Source organism: Amycolatopsis sp. FDAARGOS 1241, from assembly GCF_016889705.1.
Classification (GTDB): domain Bacteria; phylum Actinomycetota; class Actinomycetes; order Mycobacteriales; family Pseudonocardiaceae; genus Amycolatopsis.
In genome coordinates this window covers 6355638-6374808 of record NZ_CP069526.1, presented here as the reverse complement: position 1 = coordinate 6374808, position 19171 = coordinate 6355638, and the positions used below count along the sequence as shown (strand labels likewise).

Annotated in this window: 16 protein-coding genes; 10 read left to right on the top strand and 6 right to left on the bottom strand. The window is 72.1% G+C overall.

Annotation, left to right across the window (positions count from 1 at the left end; translation table 11 throughout):
- Positions 1-172: 172 nt before the first annotated feature.
- On the bottom strand, positions 173-610 hold the full coding sequence (locus tag I6J71_RS31140; protein WP_204090121.1) for a PPOX class F420-dependent oxidoreductase: 438 nt from the start codon (positions 608-610) through the stop codon (positions 173-175).
- Positions 611-687: 77 nt separating this feature from the next.
- Between I6J71_RS31140 and I6J71_RS31135 the strand changes: the two genes are divergently transcribed.
- The 4 genes from I6J71_RS31135 to I6J71_RS31120 are packed head-to-tail and all read left to right on the top strand — an operon-like array spanning position 688 to position 8359.
- Positions 688-2166, top strand: coding sequence for a hypothetical protein (locus tag I6J71_RS31135; protein ID WP_204097319.1), 1479 nt, complete (start codon positions 688-690; stop codon positions 2164-2166).
- Entirely contained in the window at positions 2166-2969 is an 804-nt protein-coding gene (locus I6J71_RS31130) for a hypothetical protein (protein ID WP_204090120.1), read from the top strand. The genes I6J71_RS31135 and I6J71_RS31130 overlap by 1 nt, the downstream gene beginning before the upstream one ends.
- Before the next feature lie 10 nt (positions 2970-2979).
- Positions 2980-7512 carry a hypothetical protein gene (locus I6J71_RS31125; RefSeq protein WP_239154020.1) on the top strand — a complete coding sequence of 1511 codons (4533 nt, stop codon included), beginning with the start codon at positions 2980-2982 and terminating at the stop codon, positions 7510-7512.
- A gap of 19 nt (positions 7513-7531) precedes the next feature.
- On the top strand, positions 7532-8359 hold the full coding sequence (locus tag I6J71_RS31120) for a TIGR03620 family F420-dependent LLM class oxidoreductase (protein ID WP_239154019.1): 828 nt from the start codon (positions 7532-7534) through the stop codon (positions 8357-8359).
- Here the strand turns inward: I6J71_RS31120 and I6J71_RS31115 are convergent.
- The gene (locus I6J71_RS31115) at positions 8356-9000 is read right to left on the bottom strand and encodes a LysE family translocator (protein ID WP_204090119.1); all 645 of its coding nucleotides are present in this window, start codon (positions 8998-9000) and stop codon (positions 8356-8358) included. The genes I6J71_RS31120 and I6J71_RS31115 overlap by 4 nt on opposite strands.
- Positions 9001-9072: 72 nt before the next feature.
- Here I6J71_RS31115 and I6J71_RS31110 point away from each other — a divergent pair, with 72 nt between their 5' ends.
- From I6J71_RS31110 to I6J71_RS31085, 6 genes are all read left to right on the top strand, one after another.
- Positions 9073-10260 (top strand): winged helix DNA-binding domain-containing protein, encoded by a 1188-nt coding sequence (locus I6J71_RS31110; RefSeq protein ID WP_204090118.1) that lies wholly within the window; start codon positions 9073-9075, stop codon positions 10258-10260.
- 286 nt (positions 10261-10546) lie between these two features.
- The gene (gene gap, locus I6J71_RS31105) at positions 10547-11551 is read left to right on the top strand and encodes a type I glyceraldehyde-3-phosphate dehydrogenase (protein ID WP_204090117.1); all 1005 of its coding nucleotides are present in this window, start codon (positions 10547-10549) and stop codon (positions 11549-11551) included.
- A 5-nt stretch (positions 11552-11556) separates the two neighbouring features.
- Positions 11557-12768, top strand: a complete 1212-nt coding sequence (gene pgk / locus I6J71_RS31100) for a phosphoglycerate kinase (RefSeq protein WP_204090116.1) — start codon at positions 11557-11559, stop codon at positions 12766-12768.
- On the top strand, positions 12768-13553 hold the full coding sequence (gene tpiA / locus I6J71_RS31095) for a triose-phosphate isomerase (RefSeq protein ID WP_204090115.1): 786 nt from the start codon (positions 12768-12770) through the stop codon (positions 13551-13553). The genes pgk and tpiA overlap by 1 nt, the downstream gene beginning before the upstream one ends.
- Before the next feature lie 131 nt (positions 13554-13684).
- The gene (gene secG, locus I6J71_RS31090; protein WP_204090114.1) at positions 13685-13915 is read left to right on the top strand and encodes a preprotein translocase subunit SecG; all 231 of its coding nucleotides are present in this window, start codon (positions 13685-13687) and stop codon (positions 13913-13915) included.
- Between the two features lie 94 nt (positions 13916-14009).
- A complete protein-coding gene (locus I6J71_RS31085; RefSeq protein WP_204090113.1) occupies positions 14010-14354 on the top strand; it encodes an RNA polymerase-binding protein RbpA in 345 nt (114 codons plus the stop codon).
- A gap of 496 nt (positions 14355-14850) precedes the next feature.
- Here the strand turns inward: I6J71_RS31085 and I6J71_RS31080 are convergent, their stop codons facing one another.
- The 4 genes from I6J71_RS31080 to I6J71_RS31065 all read right to left on the bottom strand — a co-directional run bounded on the left by I6J71_RS31080 (position 14851) and on the right by I6J71_RS31065 (position 18974).
- The gene (locus I6J71_RS31080) at positions 14851-15456 is read right to left on the bottom strand and encodes a dihydrofolate reductase family protein (protein WP_204090112.1); all 606 of its coding nucleotides are present in this window, start codon (positions 15454-15456) and stop codon (positions 14851-14853) included.
- Complete coding sequence (locus I6J71_RS31075; protein WP_204090111.1) at positions 15453-16745, bottom strand: FAD-binding oxidoreductase; 1293 nt, start codon at positions 16743-16745, stop codon at positions 15453-15455. Before I6J71_RS31075 ends, I6J71_RS31080 begins: the two co-directional genes overlap by 4 nt.
- A gap of 79 nt (positions 16746-16824) precedes the next feature.
- The gene (locus I6J71_RS31070) at positions 16825-17658 is read right to left on the bottom strand and encodes an AraC family transcriptional regulator (RefSeq protein WP_204090110.1); all 834 of its coding nucleotides are present in this window, start codon (positions 17656-17658) and stop codon (positions 16825-16827) included.
- Positions 17659-17783: 125 nt separating this feature from the next.
- Positions 17784-18974, bottom strand: coding sequence for a sensor histidine kinase (locus tag I6J71_RS31065; protein WP_204090109.1), 1191 nt, complete (start codon positions 18972-18974; stop codon positions 17784-17786).
- Between the last annotated feature and the right edge of the window lie 197 nt (positions 18975-19171).

Sequence of the window (19171 nt, the reverse complement as noted above, 5' to 3'; positions counted from 1 at the left end):
CGGCGGCAGTGCGAGCCGGGAGTGTGGTACGCCGGGGAGTCGAGTCGGGGACCGAGTGTGCTAGTTAGGAAACTTTCCTATCTATTGGTGGGAAGATCACACCATCCCGGACGGAGTGGTGTCAATACCGGACTGCCCGAGCACCCTTCGTGCGTGGACTGGTCCACGCGGCTCAGCCGGCGATGTCCGCGCGGGCGATCACCTTCGTGATCTTCGCCCGGACGAGGGATTCCTCCGGCACCGCGTTGCGCTTGCCGTACGCCTCGGCCAGGTCGGCGCCCATGTAGCGAGCGCCGAGGCGGGCGGCCCAGTCCAGCATCTCGCCGAGGTCGTGGTGCAGTGTCGCCTCGGCGGTGAACTGCACGTAGGAGTACGGCGGCTTCTGGTCGTCGACCGCCAGCGACAGGCGCGGGTCGCGGCGCAACGCCTTGCCCTTCAAGGTGTCCGTGCCCGTCGTGAACACGATTTCGGCACCGTCGGGGCCCTCGTTCAGCAGAAACCAGATCGGCGTGACGATCGGGGCGCCGTTCGCGCGCACGATCCCCAGCATCCCCGTCCGCGTGCCCTCGCTCGCGAACGCCCACCACTCGTCCCTGGTCATCTCACGCATGTGGGTCACGCTAGCCGTCCGCGTGTGCGGGCGCCTGAGCAGGCCGACTAGCCTGGCCTGCTGTGCGAGACGACGAGATGGGGAGCGCGGGCCTGGCCGACGAGGGGCTGACCCGCCGGCTGAAGGCGCTCGCGTGCACCGCGCCGCTGCACGACCTCGACGCCCGCAAGGCCAAGCTCGACTGGGCCGACGCCACGGTCTACCAGATGGCCGAGATCGCGCTGCACACGATCGACCAGGTCACCATCGCCATGGACTTCGACACCGGTGCGGGCCACGACCAGGTGATCGACCGGCTGTTGCCGTTCATCTCGCAGCAGGCGCGTTCGCGCACGCCCGAGGAACACGTGCGCGTGGCGAAGTGGGTGCTCGACAACCTGATCAACGTCGGCACGACCGACCGTGGCTTCCGGCGCGTCTACGGTTCGATGGGCCCGGACGGCTACCAGCGCAGGCAGTTCGACTTCAAGCTGCTCGTCGAGCTGGCCGCGCCCGACGGTGAGGTGTACCTGCGCGCCACGGACGAAGCGATCAACGTGCTCGTCGGCGCGCTGGACACCGACGTCGAGTCGGCCCAGATCGCGGCCGAGGTGAAGCTCGAGAACCTGATCAACCGGGGCCGGCTCACCGACGCGAAGCTCGCGGCCGAGCAGGCGCGCTACCGCACCGTCCAGTACGGCGAGACCCTGCGCGCGAAGCTCGACGCCACCCGCCGCGACGTGCGCGCCGTCGACTGGGAACTCGAGGTCCCGGAGCTGATCGACACCGCGCTCGGGCACATCGAGTCCCGTTTCCGCGCGGAGAACGCGATCCTCAAGAACATCACCAGCGCGCGGGACGAGTCCGAGGACGCCGACCACAAGCGCCGCGCGGCCGAGCTCGTCGACATCGTCGCCGACTGCATCCGCCGCCACACCCGCCTGCAGTCGCGCCTGGCCGCCGCGGGTGCGGTGTTCCGCGCCGAGCAGGACCGCCAGCAGTTCTCCGGCCCGCCGCAGCGCGCGACGATCGACCTGTTCGGCCAGCTGCTCGTGCCGACGCTCGGCCTGCCGCTGGCCGACGCCGGCGCGCCCGCCGAGCACTTCTTCCACGCCGTCGCCGGGATCACGCCACCTGCTGTGCCGTCGCTGTCTTCGCTCGTGTCGCTGCTGCTGCGGCCGGCGCCCGACCGCGACCAGCTGGTGGGCGAGGTCCCCGAGCCCGAGCTGATGCCCGCCGAGGACACCGACCGCTTCGGCGACGACGTGTGGCGCCTGGCCGACGACCTGCTCGACCTGCCCGACGTGCCGCGCCGCCTGTCAGGCCTGCTGGAGGACGCGCGCCGCACGAAGCAACCCGGGCTGGCGGCTCTCGTCGCGCTGCGCGCACTGCACGCCTACAGTCCCGAGGTCGGCGCCGCGCGCCGCCAGGGGGAACGCCAGGTGCTGCTGGCCGTCGACGACGGCACGCTGCTCGACGACCCCGAGTTCGGCGGAGCCGATCTGCTGCTGTCCACCGCGCAGGTCGAGCGCGCCGAAGACCACGATGCCGAACCCGAGCCCCAGGAGGTCGCCTGATGCCCGTGACCCACACGAGCGTCGACGCCGAGGCCGCCGCGCGCCTGGTCGCGTTCGGCATGCGCCCGAAGCAGCTGCCCGCCCGCGACGTCGTCTACGGCGAGCTGGTGCGCCGCTACGCCGAGGACAACGCGTTCAAGGCGCTCACGCACGCCGTCGCGTCGGGCCTCGGGCTCATGGTGCTTGAGGTCAACCAGCAGGCGGGCGCCGTGCTCGCGGCCGTCGACGAGTCGATCTTCGAGATCAAGATGGACAGCTACGCGCGCCAGGCCAAGATCCGCGAGCGCCGCGAGACCGAGAAGGTCATGCACGGCCTCATCCACCTCGCCGCGGCCGCGCTCGCCTACCCGCGGCCCGACGACCTCGCCAACGACACCTACATCGGCCGCGTGAGCGTGGAGCAGGTCGACGCGATGGTGCGTGAGGCCGCGCGCATCCTCGACGAGCGCGCGCAGCAGGCCGAGACCAACAACGACCCGCCGGCCGACGCGCCGGAGCTGGAACAGGCGTGGCGCGCCTACGCCCGCCGCCCGGCCGCCGCGGCCACGAAGGACGGCCGCATGGCCGCCGACACCACCCGGGGCATGGTCGCGCGCGCCCTGCGGTTCCTCGCCGATCAGGGTTTCCTGGTGCCGGTGAGCGACGAGCAGGGCGGTACCTACCGCACCACGCCCCGGTACCAGATCCAGGTGCGCGAGCTGGCCGCCGACGCGGCGTTCGACGACTTGCTCGCGCTCGGCGTCGTCGCGGTCGCGAGCGCGGGGGGCACGCTGCGCGCAACCGCGTCGGACACGTTGCAGTAGAGGGGATTCGATGTACGAGCTTTCGCGGGTCCGCCTGCACTCGGTGGGCCCCGCGGGCGCCCGCTACCAGGACGTGGTGCTGGACTTCAGCGGCGTCGGCGCCACCATCACCGCGCCCAAGCAGGACGCGCTGTTCAGCGCCGGCATCCACGCCGGGGGGCCGGTGCGCCGGCCTTCCCCCGCGAGCGTGCTGTTCCTGGAGAACGGCGGCGGCAAATCGGTGCTGATCAAGCTGATCTTCTCCGTGATGCTGCCGGGCCGTCGCCAGGTCGTGGGCACCACGAGCACCAAGGTGCTGGAGAAGTTCGTGGCGGCCAAGGACGTTTCGCACGTCGTGCTGGAGTGGCTGCACGTCGATACCGGGCACCGCGTGATCACCGGCAAGGTGTCGGAGTGGCGCGGGCAGGTGACGTCGGCGGACTCGGAGAACCTCGTCGACTCGTGGTACTGCTTCCGCCCGACGGCGGCGGTGGGGCTCGACTCGCTGCCGCTGACCGAGGACGGCCGGCTGCTCACCATGTCCGGCTTCCACGACCGGATCGCCGCGGCCTCGATGGCCGAACCGGAGCTGGAGCTGTCGTGGACGCGGCGCCACCACGAGTGGACTGCCAAACTGGACTCGCTCGGTCTCGACACGGAACTGTTCCGGTACCAGCGCGCGATGAACGCCGGCGAGGGCGAGGCGGCCGACGCGTTCCAGTTCTCCACCGACGAGGCGTTCGTGGAGTTCCTGCTGCGCGCAGTGCTGTCGGAAGACGAGCCGAAGGACCTCGCCGAGGTCGTGTCGACGTATGCCCACAACCTCGCGCAGCGCGGCGAACTGCTGGCGGAGAAGGACTTCGTCGAGGGGGCGCTCGAACTGCTCGGCCCGCTGGCCGACGAGGAGGGCGTGGCCGCGGCGTCGCGCCGGATCGCCGAGTCGGCCCGCGCGGACCTGCGGGAGCTCGCCGGGCGAATCCACGCGCGCAACGAGTTGGAGAACGCGCGGCTTTCGGGGCTCGAAGAGCACGTCGACGAGGTCAAGTCGGCGGAGAATCTCGCCGAGGGCGACCATCGCCGCCTCGCGGCGGGAGTCACGGAGCTGCGCCGGCTCGTCGCCGTGTTGCGGCTGGAGGAAGCGCAGGAAGCGCGCAAGCGGGTGGACGACGAGCTGGCCGACGCGAAGACGGCCGCCGAGGCGTGGCGCGAAACCGCGACCGTGCTCAACCAGCTCAACGCGGCGCGCAAGGCCAAGGATCTGCGCGAGCTCGTCGGCAACCGCGAGGAGAAGGCGAAGCCCGCGCTGGCGGCGCGCAACGCGGCGGCGTCCGCGCTCGCGCGCGGCTTGCTGGCGCTGGCCCGCGACGCACAGCGGCAGGCCGACCAGGCCGAGGCCCACGCCGGCGCGTTGCGCGCCGAGGCCGAAAAGGCGCAGACCGATCGCGACGAGGCCGCGAACCTCGCCGCCTCGCGCCGGGCGGAAGCACGGGGGCTGTCCTCGCGCATCGCCGAGCTGCGCGAGGAGATCTCGAATTCCGTCCGAAGTGGACTGCTCGCGGCCGGAGCGGACGTGCCGGAGGCGGCGCGCGCAGCGCGCGGCGAAGCCGACGAAGCGGCCACCGAACTCGGCCGGCGCGAGCAGGAACTCGACCGCGTGGGCGAGGACTTGCAGGCGGCGCAACGAGCTGTCAATGAGGCGAACCAGCTCGCGGGGTCCACACAGGACCGGCTGGCGCGCGCGGCCGAGGACCTCGACCGGGCGCACCGGCGCACGGACGCGCTGGCGGCCGAACCGCGGCTCGTCGAGCTGCTGGCCGCCGACGACGTGCGGCTCGAAAGCGATCTGCCCGTGCTGCTGCAACGGCTTCGCGACGCGAGCGCGGCCGTCGAGAAGGAGCAGACGGCGCTGCGGATGGAGGAGTCGGCCGACGAACGGGCGCTCGCCGCGCTCGGCTCCGGGGGCCTGCTGCCGCCACCGCACGACGTGCAGGCGGCCCTCGACGCCCTCGAACAGGCCGGGATCACCGCGTGGTCCGGCTGGCGGTATCTGTCCAAACTGGACGCCGGGCGGCGGGACGAGGTGCTGGAGCGCCTGCCGCAGCTCGTCGCCGGGGTGCTGCTGAACGACGCCGCGCAAGTGCCGCGGGCGCGCGAGGTGCTGGCGGCCGGGCGGCTGCTGCCCAGCGCCGTGGTCGCCGTCGGCACCACCGAGGCGTTCCAGCAGGAGGACGCGCCGGCCGCGGCGGGTGTGGAGTTCCTCGTGCCGCCGAACCCGGCGATGTACGACGAGGAAGCGGCCGACACCGAACGCGAAGCGGTGGCGCGGCGGCACGCCGAACGCCAGCGCCGCCTGGAGCAGCTCGCCGCTTCGCTCGCCACCGACGGCGCGCTGACGTGGAAGCTCACCACGTGGCGCGAGGACTACCCGGCCGGCGCGATCGCGACGCTCGCGGAACAGGCCGAAAGCGCCCGCGTCGCGCGCGAGACCGCGCAGACGGCGCTGGGCCGGGCGGAAGCGGAATTCGCGCGGTTGAGCGAAAAAGTGGCCGCACTGCGCGAGCGCGTGCCGGCGTTGCGCGCCGCGGTGGCCGACAGTGAGGAGAAGGCCCGCCGGCTCGGTGAGCTCGCGGCCCGGGCGGCTCGCGTGGCGGAGTGGACCGAAGAAGTCGAGCGGGCCACGGAGATCGCCGAGCGCGCCGAAGCCACCGCGGCCGACGCGGCAGCCCGCGCCGCGCGGTTGCGTGAGCAGGCGGGGGAGGAGCAGCGGACCGCCGACGGGCACCGCCGCACGGCGACGACCGCCCGGGCCGAGCTGGCCGAGGTGCCGGGTGCCGCCGAAGTGACGGAAGACTCCGAAGACACCGAGGCGCCGGTCGAACCGGTGGACGCGCTGCGCCGGTCGTTCGCGTCGGCTTCGGACGCCTACGCCAAGGTGGAGGTCGGCAGCGACCTGCGGTCCGAACTGGAGCAGGCCGAATCCGCGGAAGCTGCGGCGGCCTCCGCGCTCGAAGCGCTCGACGAAGGGGTGCGCACGCGCGCCGCGGAGCTGCTGGAGACGCCGGACGGTTCCGACGCGTCGGCCCGCGCGGCGGCGCTGGCCCGCGCGCGGCGTGTGGTGGACGCGGTGGAGGAGGAACGCACCGAGGCGATCGGCCTGGTGTCCACGCGGCGGGCCGAGCTGGACGTGCTGCCGCTGCAGACGGGTGCGGCGTCGCCGGCCGAGCGGCCGCGCGACATCGAGCACGGCCTGCAGCTCATCGACGCGGCGTCGCTCGAGGTGTCGGCCGCGGCCCGCACGTGGGAGGAGCTGCAGGAGCGGCGCGCGGCGGCGGAGGCGACGCTGGAGGCGGCCAAGGCGTCGGCGTCCGGGTTCGGGCTGCTCGGCGAGTCGCTCGCGCACTTGCTCGTCGAGGACACGAGCGCCGAGGCGTATGACGGGGACGTCGAATCCGCGCGCGCCAAGCATTCGCAGCTGAACACCGTGCTGTCGAACGCGCAGGAAGCCGCCGACACGGGCGACCGGCGCGTCCGCGCGGCCGCGGACCAGCTGGCGCAGTACGCCACGGAAAAGCGCTTCGAGAAGCTGAGCACACCGGTGCGCCAGCAGGTGATCTCGGTCAAGCGCGACCAGCTGCCCGCCCACGCCGTGGAGTGGGCCGAGGCGCTGCGCCCGCGGCTGCGCACGCTCACCGACGACCTCGCTCAGATCGACCGCCACCGCGGCGGCATCATCACGCGCCTGCAGGGCATGGTCGACGGCGCGCTGCGCACGCTGCGCTCGGCCCAGCGCGTGTCGCGGCTGCCCGACGGGCTCGGTGACTGGTCGGGCCAGGAGTTCCTGCGCATCCGCTTCACCGAACTCGAGGACAACGTGCTCGCGGAGAAGCTCGGCGAGGTCGTCGACGAGGCGGCGGTGGGCAAGACGGCCGACGGCCGCGACGTGAAGCGCGACGGGCTGTCGCTCGTGCTGCGCGGCGTGCAGGTGGCCGCGCCCAAGGGGTTCCGCGTCGACATGCTGAAGCCGGATTCCGTGCTGCGCACCGAACGCCAGCGCGTGTCGGAGATCCGCGACGTGTTCTCCGGCGGGCAGCAGCTCACCGCGGCGATCATCCTGTACTGCACGCTCGCGGCGCTGCGCGCGAACAACCGCGGCAAGGCGCGCAACCGCCACTCCGGCGTGCTGTTCCTGGACAACCCCATCGGTCGCGCGTCGGCGGGGTACCTGCTGGAGCTGCAGCGCGCGGTCGCGGAAGCCCTGGGCGTGCAGCTGATCTACACCACCGGCTTGTTCGACGCGGGCGCGCTCGCGGAGTTCCCCCTCATCGTGCGGCTGCGCAACGACGCCGACCTGCGGGCCGGCCGGAAGTACCTGTCGGTGGACTCGACGATCCGCAATTGCTTGGAGGACCTCGGCGATCCGGACGGCGTCGCCCGGCTCTCGGCGACGCGGATGTTCAGCAAGGTCGACGTGCCGGCTTCGGCCGAGGAGCCCGCCGGCGATTCCGTGCTGGATCCCGCTGTGGTTTCCGCTGTGGATTCCGCTGTCGACGAACAACCGGCGTGAGCGGAACACCACCGGGCCGGTGCCGGTTGCCACCGGCATGACGACACTCGGCCCGGTGGGAGCGGCGACACCCGCGTTCGGCACGACGGACTCGGCGGCGGCGGTCGCGGAGGCGGTGCGGCTGGAGGAACTCGGCTACGCCACGGTGTGGGTGCCGGGTGGTCAGGGTGACAACGGGGCACTCGTGCCCGAACTCGTGCGCGCGACGCGGCGGATCACGGTGGTCAACGGGATCCTGTCCGTGGACCGGGTGCGCGCGGCCGACGTGGCGGCACGCTACCGCGACCTGGCGGCCACCCACCCCGGCCGCTGGCTGCCCGGCCTCGGCGGCGCCCACGGCGCCCGCCCGCTCGCCACGCTGTCGGCTTACCTCGACGAGCTGGACGCGGTGGTCCCGGCCGCGCAGCGCGTGCTGTCCGCACTGGGACCCCGCATGCTCGAACTGGCCCGCGACCGCGCTCGCGCGGCGTACCCGTTCCTCGTCACGCCGGACTACGTCGCGTCGGCCCGCGAACTGCTCGGTCCGGACACCGGCCTGGCCGTGCTCACCACGGTCGTCGCCGACCCCGATCCGGTCCGTGCCCGCGACACCGTGCGCAGCGGCTCCCTCCGGTTCCTCGCCGGCGTCCCGGGTTACGCGGCCAACTTCCGCCGCATGGGCTTCACTGCCGCCGACACCGCGGACCTGTCCGACCGCCTCATCGACGGCGTGACCGCGCACGGCGATTTCGACACGGTCGTGGCCCGGCTGCGCGAGTACCGCTCCGCCGGTGCCGACCAGGTGGTCGTCTCCCTCGACGGGCTGCCCAGGGAGTGGCAGCGCGACCTGGTGACAGCGCTGGCTTAGTCCTTCCGTCCCGTGAACGCGAGCGTCGCGCCCAGGCCGATCATCACCAGGCCCCCGGTGCCGCCCACGAGTTCGAGGCGGCGGGGCGAGCGGGCGAACCAGGTGCGTGCCGTCCCGGCGACAAGGGCCCACGCGCTGTCGGTGGCCAGAGCGATGGCCGGGAGGCAGATGCCGAGCAGCAGCATCTGCGCGGGCACCGACCCGGCGGCCGGATCGACGAACTGGGGGAGCAGCGCGGCCAGGAACACGATCGACTTCGGGTTGGCGAAGCCGACGACGAAGCCGACACGCAGGACGGACAGCGTGCGACCCGGCGTGGTGCGCACGGAGGCCGCCATCGCGTCGGCGAGCTTGCGGCGCTTGCGAATGGCCTGGATGCCCAGGTAGACGAGGTACAGCGCACCCGCGAGCTTGATCGCGGTGAACACGGCGGCCGATGTCGTCACGACCGCGCCCAGCCCGAACGCGACGGCCACCACCTGCGTGTACACGCCCGCGGCGTTGCCGAGGACGGTGAGCAGCGCATCGCGGCGCCCGACGGTCAGCGCGCGGCTGATGGTGAACAGCACGCTGGGGCCGGGGACGACGACCATGAGGAACGTCAGCGCGGCGAAGGCCACGAGGTGCGCCGGGGTGACCATAGGCCGAGGGTAATCGCGGAACGCGGCGGCGGACGAAGCGTTTTTGTCGCACCCCGCTGGTACAACGAGCGCGTGAAGATCTCCCTCGCGCAGCGCCGGGCCCGGCTCGGGGTGCGCCACCGCCTCGCGACTCCGTCGGCGACGGTCGAGGACGCCGCGGCCGGTGTCGTCGCCCTGCACGCGACCGACCCGGCGTCGGTGTACCTCGCCGCGTGGGCCCGCACGCCCGCCGGGACCGATGTCGTGGGTGAAGTCGAGCGCGCGCTGTACGAAGACCGCACCCTGGTGCGGCTGCTCGGCATGCGCCGCACGGTGTTCGTGCTCGACGTCGCCACGGCGGCGCTCGTGCAGGCCGGCTGCGCGGCCGACATCGCCGTGCGGCAACGGAAACTGCTCGAACAGCACCTCGGCACCATCGGGCACCCCACCAACGTCGAGGATCCGCCGCGGTGGCTCGCCGACGTCGCCGTGAGCGTCGAAAAAGCCTTGCGCGCCAGAGGATCCGCGACCGCGCAGGAGCTGGCAGGCGACGAACCGCGCCTGCGTCAGCAGCTGCACATGGCGAAGGGCAAGCCGTACGGCGCGATCGGCAACGTCACGAGCCGCGTGCTCTTCCAGCTCGCGGTCGAGGGCCGCATCGTGCGCGGGCGGCCGCGCGGCAGCTGGCTGAGCACCCAGTACGTCTGGGCCCCGCTCGACGGCTGGCTCCCGGGCGGCCTCCCGGAGGTGCCGGCCGCCGAGGCCCGCGCGGAGCTGGCTCGCCGCTGGCTCCACGCGTTCGGCCCGGCGCCTGTCTCCGACCTCCGCTGGTGGACCGGCTGGACGGCCACGCAGACGAAACAGGCCCTCGCGGCCGTCGACACCACCGACGTCGACCTCGACGGCGAACCCGGGCTCGTCCTCTCCGACGACCTCGGCCCCGTCCCCGAACCGGAACCGTGGGTCGCCCTGCTGCCCGCCCTCGACCCGACGGCGATGGGCTGGTCCGCCCGCGACTGGTACGTCGGTCCCCACCGCGCCGCCCTCTTCGACCGCAGCGGCAACATCGGCCCCACGGTATGGGCGGACGGCCGCGTCGTGGGCGCTTGGGCGCAGCAGCCGTCCGGCGAGATCGCGCTGCGGTTGCTCGAAGACCCCGGACGCGAGCGGACAGCCGCGGTGGAGGCCGAAGCCGCCCGCCTGCAGACGTGGCTCGGCGAGACGCGGGTCGTGCCCAAGTTCCGCACTCCCGTGGAACGGGAGCTGTCGGGCGGCGGGTGATTTCCGGTCTTCCGGACACGGCGGGCTCGTCAGCCGACCACGTGAACCGCGGCACCAAGACCGATCAAGCGAGTGGTCCGCACCCCGGCCGGGCCGCGAGCCGATTTCCGGGCGCAAGCTTGTGAGCTGGCTTCTTAATCGATTCTTGACGGTGCGGCGCAGTGGTGGAAGTCTCGTCGGGGCAGTCAGGGACGACCGCGCCCGCGCGCTAGGGTTGCGCCGAACCCGGCAGTCTTCCGGGGCGTGGGCCCCGGTTCGAGGATCACGAACAAGAGGAGTGGCAGCAGTGACCGTTCGCGTAGGTGTCAACGGCTTCGGCCGGATCGGCCGCAACTTCTTCCGCGCCGTGAAGGCGAGCGGCCACGACATCGAGGTGGTCGCGTTCAACGACCTCGGCGACGTCGCCACGATGGCCCACCTGCTCAAGTACGACTCCGTCCTGGGCCGGTTCCCCGGTGAGGTGTCGCTGTCCGACGAGGGCATCGTCGTCGACGGCACGACCATCAAGGCGCTGGCGGAGCGCGACCCGGCGAACCTGCCGTGGGGCGAGCTGGGCGTGGACGTCGTCGTCGAGTCGACCGGCTTCTTCACCAACGCCGACGCCGCCAAGGCGCACATCGCCGGCGGGGCCAAGAAGGTCATCATCTCCGCGCCCGCCAAGGGCGAGGACCTCACCGTGGTGCTGGGCGTCAACGACGACAAGTACGACGGTTCGCAGGTCATCATCTCGAACGCGTCCTGCACCACCAACTGCCTCGGCCCGCTGGCCAAGGTCCTGCAGGACGCGTTCGGCATCGAGCAGGGCCTGATGACCACCATCCACGCGTACACGCAGGACCAGAACCTGCAGGACGCCCCGCACAAGGACCTGCGCCGGGCCCGCGCCGCCGCGATCAACATCGTGCCGACCTCCACTGGCGCCGCGAAGGCCATCGGCCTGGTGCTGCCGGAGCTCAACGGCAAGCTCGACGGCTACGCGCTGCGCGTGCCGGTTCCGACCGGCTCGACCACCGACCTGACCGTGACGCTCACCAAGAGCGCCACCCTCGAAGAGGTCAACGCCGCGTACAAGGCGGCCGCCGAGGGCCCGCTGGCCGGCATCCTGCGCTACAACGAGGACCCGATCGTGTCCTCGGACATCGTCACCGACCCGGCGTCCTGCATCTACGACGCGCCGCTGACCAAGGTCATCGGCAACCAGGTCAAGGTCGTCGGCTGGTACGACAACGAGTGGGGCTACTCCAACCGCCTCGCCGACCTGGTCAAGCTCGTCGGCTCGAAGCTCGCCTGAACCCGATGACGGTCAAGAACCTGGAGAACCTGCTGAGTGAGAGCGTTCAGGGCCGCTACGTGCTGGTACGCAGCGACCTGAACGTCCCGCTCGACGGGGACCGGATCACCGACGACGGCCGCGTTCGCGCCGCCGTGCCGACGATCAAGAAGCTCGCCGACGCGGGCGCGAAGGTCGTCGTCACCGCGCACCTGGGCCGGCCCAAGGGCGAACCCGACCCGAAGTACACGCTCGCGCCCGTCGCCAAGCGGCTGGGCGAGCTGCTCGGCACCGAGGTGCCGCTCGCGGGTGACCTCGTGGGCGACTCGGCCAAGGCGCTCGTCGGCGGTCTCGCCGACGGCGGTGTCGCACTGCTGGAGAACGTGCGCTTCGACGCGCGGGAGACCAGCAAGGACGCCGTCGACCGCTCCGAGCTCGCGGCGGAGCTGGCCGCGCTCGTGCCCGGCGGCGCGTTCGTGTCCGACGGGTTCGGCGTGGTGCACCGCAAGCAGGCGTCGGTCTACGAGATCGCCGCGGTGCTCCCGGCGTACGCGGGCGGCCTGGTGCTGGCCGAACTCGACGTGCTGAAGAAGCTCACCGACGACGTCAAGCGCCCCTACGTGGTGGTGCTCGGCGGCGCGAAGGTGTCGGACAAGCTCGGCGTGATCGCCAACCTGCTGACCAAGGTCGACCGCCTGCTCATCGGCGGTGGCATGGCGTACACCTTCCTCAAGGCCCAGGGCCACGAGGTCGGCCAGTCGCTGCTGCAGGAGGACCAGCTCGAGCAGGTGTCCGGTTTCCTCGCCGAGGCCGAGAAGCGCGGCGTCGAGCTCGTGCTCCCGGTCGACGTGCTGGCCGCGACGGAGTTCTCGGCCGACGCCGGGCACGACGTCGTCGACGCCACGGCCATCCCGGCCGACCGCCAGGGTCTCGACATCGGCCCGCGCAGCCGTGAGCTGTTCGCCTCCAAGCTGGCCGACGCGGCGACCGTGTTCTGGAACGGGCCGATGGGCGTGTTCGAGTTCGAGGCGTTCTCGGGCGGCACCCGTGCCGTGGCCGAGGCGCTCGTGCAGAGCAACGCGTTCACCGTGGTCGGCGGCGGTGACTCGGCGGCCGCGGTGCGGCAGCTGGGTCTGCCCGAGGACGGGTTCTCCCACATCTCCACGGGCGGCGGTGCTTCACTGGAGTACCTCGAGGGCAAGGAACTGCCCGGCGTCTCTGCGTTGGAGAAGAACTAGTGGCACGCAAGCCGTTGATCGTCGGCAACTGGAAGATGAACCTGAACCACCTCGAGGCCATCGCGCTGGTTCAGAAGATCGCCTTCGCCCTGCCGGAGAAGTACTACGCGAAGGTGGACGTCGCGGTGCTGCCGCCGTTCACGGACATCCGCAGCGTGCAGACGCTCACCGACGGCGACAAACTGTCGCTCACCTACGGCGCGCAGGACCTGTCGCCGCACGACTCCGGTGCCTACACCGGCGACGTGTCGGGGCCGATGCTCGCCAAGCTGGGCTGCACGTTCGTCGCGATCGGGCACTCGGAGCGGCGCGAGTACCACGCCGAGACCGACGACCTGATCTGCCGAAAGGTGCGCGCCGCCCTCAAGCACGGGATCACGCCGATCCTGTGTGTGGGGGAGAACCTCGAGATCCGCGAGGCCGGTGAGCACCACGCGCACGCGACGAGGCAGCTGCTCGAAGGACTCAAGGGCCTGAAGCCCGACCAGGTGAAGAACGTGGTCGTGGCCTATGAGCCCGTGTGGGCCATCGGCACCGGCAAGGTGGCGACGCCGGCCGACGCCGAGGAGGTCTGCAAGACCATCCGCACGGTGCTCGCCGAGAAGTACGGCGACGAGATCGCTTCGGCCGTTCGGGTGCTTTACGGCGGTTCGGTGAAATCGGGCAACGTGGGCGAGCTGGTGGCCTGCGAGAACATCGACGGTGCTCTCGTGGGTGGCGCGAGCCTCGACGGTGACGAGTTCACCAAACTCTGCGCACTCGCGGCGGGTGGCCCGCTGCCCTGATCGAGGCCACTACCGGGTAACCTGTGTATCCGGTCCGTCACACAGCAGTGGACGAGTCCAGGGGTACGGTGGAGATCCGCGGTGCGGGTCGGGCCGTACCCCTGCGTTCTCCGAAGAGCACAGAGGATGACATGAAGCTGTTCCTGCAAATCCTGTTGATCGCCTCCAGCGTCCTGCTGGTCGTGGCTGTGCTGCTCCACCGGGGCCGGGGTGGCGGTCTGTCGTCGCTCTTCGGTGGCGGTATGCAGTCCAGCCTCTCGGGGTCGAGCGTGGCCGAGAAGAACCTCGACCGGATCACGCTGCTGCTGGGTGCCATCTGGCTGATCAGCATCGTCGGCCTCGGCCTGCTGCTCAAGGTCTGACCGGACCCTCGCTCGGGCCCGTCGCTCAAGGGCTCCGTGCGCATCGGCGTGCCTATTGGGGGGCGCGCCGCCGATTCCATAGGTGTGAGGATTCATGGTTGGCGGTAACGCGATTCGCGGCACCCGCGTGGGTGCCGGCCCTTCTGGCGAATCGGAGCGAGGTGAATCCGCGCCGCGGCGCCGCATCTCCTACTGGTGCGCCAACGGCCACGAGGCCCGCCCGTCGTTCGCGATGGACGCCGAAATCCCGGACGAGTGGGACTGCCCGCGCTGCGGCCTGCCCGGTGGGCAGGACCAGCAGAACCCGCCCGCCGCGCCCCGCACCGAGCCGTACAAGACGCACCTCGCGTACGTCAAGGAACGCCGCTCCGACGCCGACGGCGAAGCGATCCTTGCGGAAGCCCTCGAACGGCTTCGGCAGCGCCGGGAACTGATCTAGCGCCTGCTTTTCTTGAAACCACCGACTTTGTCCGGTTTCCGGTCGAGGTCGGTGGTTTCGTGTGTCCGGGGCCCGATCGGGCTTGCACGAGAATTCGCACTACACCGCCGGCAGCGTTCCCGCCGGGACGTGAGCGCAGTTGCCCACAGCGGCGCCAAGTCGGGGACAGCTCAGCCGCTCCGCAGCTTTGCCCCGGGTTGTCGGCGGTGGCCGATCCACCGGACGTCGGACGCCCTTCGGGAAGTGCGGGGGTACGTCCGCCTGGATCTTCGGGGGGCCGCGCCCTCTCTTGGTTCACGGGTGCGAACCAGTTGCCCGGTCCACGCGTCGGGCCGGCGTGTCCACGTGCCGGATGCGGCGGTCAGGCGACGGACCCCGGTGGCGGCGAAGGGACGTCGGGCCGGTGGTGCACGGTGACCACGACCTCACGGCCGAGGTCCGTCAGGGGCGCGGGTCGTGTGCGCGCCGATCATGCCGAGCCGGCCGGTCACGGGAATCACCGGAGAACCTCGTAGTGGAGATGGGTGACGCCAGGGGCCGCCACGGCCTGGCGCAGGCGCAGCCGGACGTGGTCCGGCAGCTCGTGGAAGAACCGGCGCCCGCCGCCGAGGAGGACGGGGACCTGGTGCAGGACGAGCTCGTCGACGAGGCCCTCCTTCAGCGCCTCGGTGGCCAGAGCGCCCCCCATCACGCCGACGTCCTTGCCGCCCGCGACGGCGCGGGCGGCGGCGACGGCGTCCGCCACGCCGGTGGTCACGTGGGTCTGCGGGCCGGCGAGATCGGTCACCGGGCGGTGGCTGACGACGAACAGCGGCGCCGTCGGGTGCGGGCTGCCGCTGCCGAATCCGCTGGAATGCTCGTAAGTGGCGCGGCCTGCGACCACGGCGCCGATGCGTGCCGCGAAGTCGTCGAACAGGCGCGCGCTGGGCTCGCTCAGCTTGAACCCGTCGAACACGCGGCTCGGTGTGTCCCCGCTGAAGTACCAGTCGAACAGCATGGGCGCGTCACCGAGGCCACGGCCGAACTCCTCCTGACTGTCGGGGGTGCGGCCGCTGATGAAGCCGTCGACCGAGACGGCGTGGGCGCAGATGACCTTGCTCATTTTTCCTCCGTGCGTTCGGAAACCTGGGGAACTGCGAAAAACCCGTGCGGGTCGTAGGCCCGTTTGACCGCCGTCAGGCGGGCGAGGTTGCCGGCGTGGTAGGCGGGGGGTTCGTCGGCGAGGGCGGGATCGGGGAAGTTGGGGTAGACGTGCCCCGAGCCGCCGGTGTGCGCGACCGCCCACGAGCGGTCGACCCATGGATCGCCGGCGTCGGCGAGGTGCTCCAGCAGGAAGCGCTCGCTCCGGTGGGCGAAGGCCGTGGCGCCGGAAGCGATGCGGTTGTAGGCGCCGCCCATCGCGGTGAACGTGAGCTCCCGCCGGCCCGAGGTGCGCGGCTCGCCGAGCCCGGCCAGCAGCTCCGCGAGCGTCCGGTCGGGCAGCGAGCGAGCGAAGAACTCCGACCGGATCCGCACGGTCCGCGCTTGCGGCGGCTCGGCGAACGTGCGCTTCAGCTCGGGGACGGTCAGACCGCCACGCAGCTCGACCGCCGGGAAGCACCGCAGCAGCGCGCTCGTCCGCCCTTCCCCGAACGTCGAGGCGCCGAACAGCCGCGCCACCACGGGTGACCCCGCTGAGGACGTCAGCGTGAGGTTCACGGTGAGCCCGTCCGGCGCGTCCGGCGCCCAGGCCTGCCACGCCGAGACCAGCTCTGCGAGCCCGGCGCCCGCCGGGTGGCCTTCGACGCGGGTCATCGCCGGCTCGGCCACGGGGTCGAACCGCAGCGAGGTCACCACCCCGAACTGCCCGCCGCCCGCTCCCCGCAACGCCCAGAACAGGTCCGGCTCCCGCTCGTCGTCGCACTCCACGACACTGCCGTCCGCGAGCACCGCCTGCGCGCCGATGAGCCGGTCGCACGTCAGCCCGTGCTCGCGCCCCAGCAGGCCGATCCCGCCGCCGAGGGTGAGCCCGGCGATGCCGACGCCTGCCCCGCACCCGGCCGGCAGCGTGCACCCGTGCGCGTGCAGCGCGGAGTACACCCGCGCCAGCCGGGCGCCCGCACCGACCGTGGCCACGCCGGCCACCGTCACGTCGTCCAGCGCGGACAGGTCGAGCACGATCCCGTCCGTTGACGACCGGCCCGCGAAGCAGTGCCCGCCGCCGCGGATGGCCAGGTGGTCCCCGGTCGCCCGCGCGTGGGCGAGGGTGGCGACGACGTCCCGGACCGACCGGCACCGCACCACGAGCCGGGGCCGCACGTCCCCGAAGGCCGGGTTCACCGGCCGGCGCACCGCTTCGTAACCCGGTGAGCCGGGGCGGAACACCTCACCGTCGAGCGAAGAACCGAACATGCGCCGACCCTACGAATGGCGCCACCGCGGTTTCTTGAACGAAACGCGCGCCGCACCCTCACCCAGCGCCGGCACACACTCAGCGCCGCGGCGCCGGCAGCCCGCGGCCGGCGAGGAACGGCCGGTACGACGCCGAGTGGTCGTGGCCGCACGCGCACCGGTCGACGTCGCCGCCGAGGAGGCTGCGCGGCGTCACGCCGGTGAGGCGGAGGCACTCACGGCTCAGGTGGGCCTGGTCGGCGTATCCGACGTCGACCGCGAGCCCGGCCACGCCATCTGCCCCGACCCGGCCGGACGCGGTGGCGCCCGCTTGGGCCAGCGCCAGGAACCCCTGGAAGCGCAGCGTGCGCTGGAGCACCTTGGGACCCATCCCGATCGCGTGCAGGCAGCGGCGGCGCAGCTGGCTCGCCGACAGCGCCAGGTGGCCGGCCAGTGCGGCGATGTCGACCGGGCGCCAGGGCATCAGCGCCCGCACGGCTTGACCCACCAGCGGATCCGCGGCATCGGCGGCGCGGAACTCCCGCTGGAGGTGCGCCTGGAGGGCGTCGAGGGCGAGCTTGGGCGTCGCCGCGCCGCCCACCGCGTCCACGAGACGCTCGACCGGAGAGCCCCACAGCTCGGCCAGGCCGAGGCGCTGGTCGACCAGGTCGTCGAGCATCGCCGGCAGCGGCGGTGCGGCGCCGGGCCCGAAGCGCACGCCGACGAGCGTGGTGTGCGGTGTGATGACTTCGACGTGCGGACCCGTCAGCGGGCCGATCAGCTGAGGCCGCCCGCCGATCGGGAAGTGGAGCTCGACACCGCCCGTGGGCAGGTGGCGCTGCACGTAGGGCGCCGCGCCCGTCCGCTGGACCCAGACCGTCCGCACCACGCCCGCGAGCTGCGGCACCGGCGGCCGTTCGACGTACGAGGTCACCCCCGCACTGAAGCGGCCGGACGGACCGTCGTCAAGACACGGCGAAGGGGTGGCACCGCGTCGGCCGGATCGCGGCCGGACCGTGGTGCCACCCCTTCGACCTGGGGGAGGGGGAGACGCCGGGATCAGCGGTCCAGGGGGTACCGCGCACGGACGCGGAAGCCGCCGTCTTCCGTGTCCGACGTTTCGAAGCTGCCGCCGAGGAGGCGGGCGCGTTCGGCGAGGCCGGTGAGGCCGTGGCCGCCCGAGGGGAGGTGTTCCGACGCCCGCGCCGCCCGCTCGTTGCGCACCTCGATGCTCAACGCGCCGCTGCCGCCCTGGATGCGGATGGTCGCAGTGGCGCCGGGGGCGTGCTTGTGGACGTTGGTGAGGGCTTCCTGGACCGTGCGGTACGCGGCGGCCGACACTTGGCTCGGCAGCGTGTCCGGCAGCCGCTCGACCGTGAGGTGCACCGGGACGTCCGCGGTGCGGATCAGGTGGTCCAGCTCGCCGATGCCGGGACGGGGACCGTCGTCCTCGGCGCCGGAGCGCAGGACGCTCACCAGCGAGCGCAGCTCCTCCAGTGTGCGGGTCGACAGCTGCCTGATGACCTGGGCCGTCTGCAGAGCCGTGCCTTCCTTCGCCTGGGCCTGCAGCGCGCCTGCCTGCATGGCGATGAGGGTGATCTGGTGGGAGACGACGTCGTGCATCTCGCGGGCCAGGCGGGCGCGTTCCTCCGCTCGTACGGCATCGGCGTGGAAGCGGCGCTCGCGGTCGCGGCTGCGGGCCAGTTCGGCGAGTTTCGCGGAGATCTCCGCGCGGGCACCGATCAGCAGGCCGATCGCGATCGGCATGCCGGCCACCAGCACGCCGTAGATGCCGTCTAGCACGTGCTCGCGCCAGCTGAGCTGGACGAAGTCCTCCAGCGGCCACTGCACGAACCGGCAGGTGAACACCAGCCCGGCGCCCACCCACGTCTGCCAGTGGATCTGGCGGCGCGTGGCGAGCGTGCCCAGCGTGATCATCGAAGCCAGCTGCGCCCAGCCGGCCAGGAAACCCGGCACGGCCAGCACCATGGCGACGAACGGAACCTTCCGGCGCAGCACCACGGCCAGGCACGCGGCCGCCGACAGGTAGATCGAGTAGGGCGGCGCCTTGGGCGGGATGACCAACCAGACGTCCAGCACGGCCGCCACGACCGCGATGGCCTCGACACCGATCGCCGACACGAACGGCCGGCGCAGCGCGGCGAAGCTGAACCGCCTGACCCGATCGGCCGCCCCCGCGCCGGGGCTGCCCACCGAAATGCCTGGAATCGAGAGTCCCTCAGTGCTCATGCGGCGACCCCATTCGTCTTGTGGACTTGATGATGAGATGCGCCGGCCACCCGATCGGGACGCGCGGCGGACAACAAATTCGCGGATGCTAACGAAGAGGTGTGTGACGACGGTAAGTTTCACCCGCTCACGGAGCTTTGGCTTGCTGATCTCCATCACTACGTCATCCAGGTGGCACGAGGCACTCTGGCGTCACC